This is a genomic window from Nocardioides jensenii JCM 1364 = NBRC 14755 (assembly GCF_001552535.1).
GTDB classification, from domain to species: Bacteria; Actinomycetota; Actinomycetes; order Propionibacteriales; family Nocardioidaceae; genus Nocardioides; species Nocardioides jensenii.
On sequence record NZ_BCRJ01000113.1, the window covers coordinates 1 to 4,292 of the forward strand.

Annotated in this window: 3 protein-coding genes; 2 read left to right on the forward strand and 1 reads right to left on the reverse strand. The window is 69.3% G+C overall.

Annotated elements, in window-relative coordinates; genetic code table 11:
- Positions 1–158 precede the first annotated feature (158 nt).
- A complete protein-coding gene (locus NJ4_RS21610) occupies positions 159–2,165 on the reverse strand; it encodes a PhoX family protein (protein WP_067440342.1) in 2,007 nt (668 codons plus the stop codon).
- 156 nt (positions 2,166–2,321) lie between these two features.
- Between NJ4_RS21610 and NJ4_RS21615 the strand changes: the two genes are divergently transcribed.
- Both NJ4_RS21615 and NJ4_RS21620 read left to right on the forward strand, forming a co-directional pair.
- The gene (locus NJ4_RS21615) at positions 2,322–3,116 is read left to right on the forward strand and encodes an SDR family oxidoreductase (RefSeq protein ID WP_067440336.1); all 795 of its coding nucleotides are present in this window, start codon (positions 2,322–2,324) and stop codon (positions 3,114–3,116) included.
- Positions 3,106–4,257: a sulfotransferase family protein gene (locus NJ4_RS21620; protein WP_067440338.1), complete on the forward strand. Its 1,152-nt coding sequence runs from the start codon at positions 3,106–3,108 to the stop codon at positions 4,255–4,257. Before NJ4_RS21615 ends, NJ4_RS21620 begins: the two co-directional genes overlap by 11 nt.
- Positions 4,258–4,292 lie beyond the last annotated feature (35 nt).

Sequence of the window (4,292 nt, forward strand, 5' to 3'; positions counted from 1 at the left end):
GCGCTCTCGGCGCGGGCGACGGGCCGCAGGTCGAGGTCGTGCCGTTCTCGTCCCTGTCCGGACGCGGGGACCTCGACGACCAGCGCGTCACTCCCAAGGAGTACGCCGAGCGCATCGAGGCCCGTCAGGTCGGCATCGCCCGGCGGATGATCAGCTGATCACTCCCGGTAGACCTGCACGATGCCGGGCCGTGGCTGGTTGTCGCCGAGGTAGGGGAAGTTGCTGACCACGTTGTCGGGGCTCGCCCCGCTGACCTCGCCGGGGTGCTGAACGGCGACCAGGACGGTGCGCTCGTCGCCACTGATCACCGGTCCGCAGCACTCCGCACCGACCGGGACGGAGAGGAACTGCTTCAGCTTGCCGCGCTCCCGGCCCTCGAGCGGCAGCATGTAGAGCCCGTCGGCGAAGCCGAGCGTGCCGGGCATGCCGTCGGTGGAGATCCACAGGTTGCCGGCCTTGTCGAACGTGACGTTGTCCGGGCAGCTGATCGGGCTGACCTGGTTGCGGTCGTAGCCGGCGAAGTACGTCGACGGGTCGGTCGGGTCGCCGGCGATCAGCACGAGCTGCCACGCGAACGTGAGGGCGCCCGCGTCGTTGCGACGCTCGGTGATCTCGATGACGTGGCCGTGCTTGTTCGGCCCGCGCGGATTGGCCTCGTCGACCTGGCCGGGCTGACGTGCGGAGTTGTTGGTCAGGGCCGCATAGACCTTGCCGGTGACCGGGTTGGCCTCGACGTCCTCGGGGCGGTCCATCTTGGTGGGGCCGACCAGGTCGGCGGCCTGACGGGTCCAGATCAGCACCTCCTCGACGGTCCATCCGGACACGTGGGAGGTGCCGTTGACCACCAGCGGCAGCCACACGCCGCTGCCGTCGTACAGCCCGTCGTCCGAGCCGTCGCCGGTGAACTTGGCGACGTACAGGTCCCCCTCGGAGAGCAGCGTCAGGTTGTGCTTCAGGTTGCCGGGCTTGTGCTTCTTGCGCGAGATGAACTTGTAGATGTAGTCGTTGCGCTCGTCATCGCCCATGTAGGCGACCGCGCGACCGTCGTCGGCCAGGCGGATCGTCGCGCCCTCGTGCTTGAAGCGACCGAGCGCGGTGTGCTTGACCGGGGTCGAGGTCGGGTCCTGGGGATCCACCTCGACGATCCAGCCGAAGCGGTTGACCTCGTTGGGCTCCGTGGCCACCGAGAAGCGGGGGTCGACGCGCTCCCAGCCGCGGCCGGCCGAGGTGATGCCGTAGCGCTTGAGGTGCAGGTCGGGGTCGAGTGCGCCGGTGGTGTCGAAGTACTGGTTGAAGTTCTCCTCACCTGACAGCACGGTGCCCCACGGCGTGACGCCGCCGGCGCAGTTGTTCAGGGTGCCGAGGACCTTCGTGCCGGTCGGGTCGGCGGAGGTCTTCAGGGCGTCGTGCCCTGAGGCGGGGCCGTCGACGGCGAACTCGGTCTCGCTGTGCAGCCGACGGTTGCGACGGCCGCCCTGCTGGTAGCTCCACGGTGCGCCCGGGCGCTCCCGGCGCACCTCGACGATGGTCATGCCGTGGGCGGCCATCACGATGCGGAGCTGGTCGTCGGAGAGGTCCGCGGACCCGGCGACGCCGCGGAACATCAGCTCGTCGTTGGTGTACTCGTTGTTGAAGGCGAGCACGCCGCTGCGGCCGCCCCGGCCGCGACCGTCGAGCAGCAGCGCCGTGAAGTCGCAGTTGTAGCCGGCCTGGTTGCGCTGCGCCTCGACACTCTGGTCGTCGAAGTCGAAGTCCGGAGCCTGACGCGTGACCGGGTCGCCCCAGGAGATGATCGGCGCCCAGTTGAAGCCGTCCGGCACCACGAGCTCGTCGGTGGTGGCGGCGGTCGGGGCGATGCCGGTGAACCGGGAGAGAGGCCCACCGCCTGCTGCTCCGGCGCGCGCCGACGGTGCGGCGGCCGCCGGGGAGACCGCTCCCCAGCCGGTGGTGCCGAGTACGCCGGCAGCAGCCGCACCGACCGCCCCCGCGCGAAGGACGGAGCGACGCGACACCGCGCGGGCCACGACCTGCTCGAAGTGCTCGTTGCCGGAGTCGTTCGGCACGGGGTGCGAGCAGGCGTTGCCGCAGCGGTAGAGACAGGTCATCGAGCTGCGACCACCGGCGTGGGCCTGGTCGACGAAGGGCAGGAGCTGGCGAGGGGTCATGCGTGCACGCTGCTGGCCGTGGTTGACGTTCAGCCTGCGCGAAGGTGGAGCGGAGATGACCAGTACGCGAATCACTCGACCGGGTCACTCGAGGGACGGGTCACTCGAGGGACGGGTCACTCGACTAGAACTGGAACACGTTCTACTCTGGTCCGCATGAACCTCCTCCAGGACAAGGTGATCGTGCTCTCCGGTGTCGGCCCCGGGCTCGGTCGCGCACTCGGCGAGGAGGCCGCGCAGATGGGCGCCGACCTCGTGCTGGTCTCCCGCACCGAGAAGCGGCTGGAGAAGATGGCCGCGGTGGTGCGCGAACACGGTCGCCGCGCGCTCGTCGTACCGACCGACATCACCGATGAGTCGCAACGTGCGGCGCTGGTCGAGGCCGCGCTGAGCGAGTTCGGTCGGGTCGACTGCCTGATCAACAATGCGTTCGGCATCCCGCCGATGGACCCGATCAGCACGCTCTCCCTGGAGAGCCTGCGGGCCGCGCAGGAGACCAACGTGTTCGCGCCGCTGCGACTGTCCGCCCTGTTCGCCGACGCGCTGGCCGCGTCTGATCAGAAGTCGGGCGGCTCGATCATCATGGTCAACTCGTGCGTCGTGCACAGCTCGCAACCGGAGTACTCCGGCTACAAGCTTTCCAAGGGCACGCTCAAGCATCTCGCCTCGTCGCTGGCGACCGAGCTCGGACCGCGTGGCATCCGGGTCAACAGCGTCGCGCCGTCGTACATCTATGAGGACGTGAACAAGGCCTACTTCGACTGGCTCGCCTCCGAGAGCGGTGTGACCCACGAGGACATCTATCGGGAGAAGGCGGCGCCGACCGACCTGAAGCGGCTGGCCACCCCCGACGAGGTGGCGAAGGCAACGCTGTTCTTCGCCAGCGACCTGGCCTCGGCGGTGACCGGCTCGATGCTCAACGTCGACTGCGGTGAGTTCCATGACAACTGACGCCGCACCGCGCGTTCGTGACGAGGTCGGGTCGTACGACGACATCGCGGCCGCCGCCGTCCGCACGACGGGACTCGACGACTTCGGCGGGACCGAGCACGAGGAGGGTCTCCGGATCCTGGTCGACGACCTGAACTCGCCGGCAGCGGGACTGACCGGGGAGGGCAACTACCTCCAGCGCGGCCAGGTGAAGAGCTGCCTGGTCGGGCGGTTGCTCACCCAGTTCGGCATGAAGGAGAACCCGGCGTACGCCGACGTCCGGGTGGAGCGGCCGGTGTTCGTGGTGGGGCTCCCCCGCACCGGCACCACGGCGTTGCACCGCCTGTTGACCGCCGACGAACGCCACCAGGGACTCGAGCTCTGGCTCACCGAGTTCCCCCAGCCGCGCCCGCCGCGCTCGACGTGGGAGACGAACCCGGTCTTCACCGGCATCAACGACGCCTACGCCCAGCACCACGTGGCCAATCCGGAGTTCATGGGCATCCACTACATGGACGCCGCGTCGGTGGAGGAGTGCTGGCGGCTGCTGCGCCAGACCGGCAAGTCGATCAGCTTCGAGTCGCTGGCCAACGTGCCGACGTACTCGTCGTGGCTGGCCGGTCAGGACTGGACCGACGCCTACCGGCGCCACAAGGAGGCGCTCCAGCTGATCGGGCTCAACGACACGGAGCGGCGTTGGGTGCTGAAGAACCCGTCCCACCTGGTCGCGCTCGACGCGCTGATGGCGGTCTACCCCGACGCCCTGATCGTGCAGACCCACCGCGACCCGGTCACCTCGATCGCGTCGGCCTGCTCCCTGTCGGCCGAGGCCACCACCGGATGGTCCGCGACGTTCGTCGGGGAGACGATCGGCTCGACACAGCTGGAGATGCTCTCCCGCTCCGCGCGCTCGTTCGCGCAGGCCCGGCCGCGCTACGACCAGTCCCAGTTCATCGACGTCGACTACGACGACTTCGTCGGCGACCCGACCGGGACGACGCGGGCGATCTACGACGCGTTCGACCTCGACTGGACACCCGCGGTCGCCACCGCCGTCGCAGCGATCGACGCCGAGTCGCGTCGGGGCGGCAGACGACCGGCGCACCGCTATTCGCTGGGCGACTACGGCCTCACCGAGGAGCAGGTTCGCGCGGCGTTCTGAGGTTCGCCGGCGTCGCGTGCAGTTGGCCGCACGCA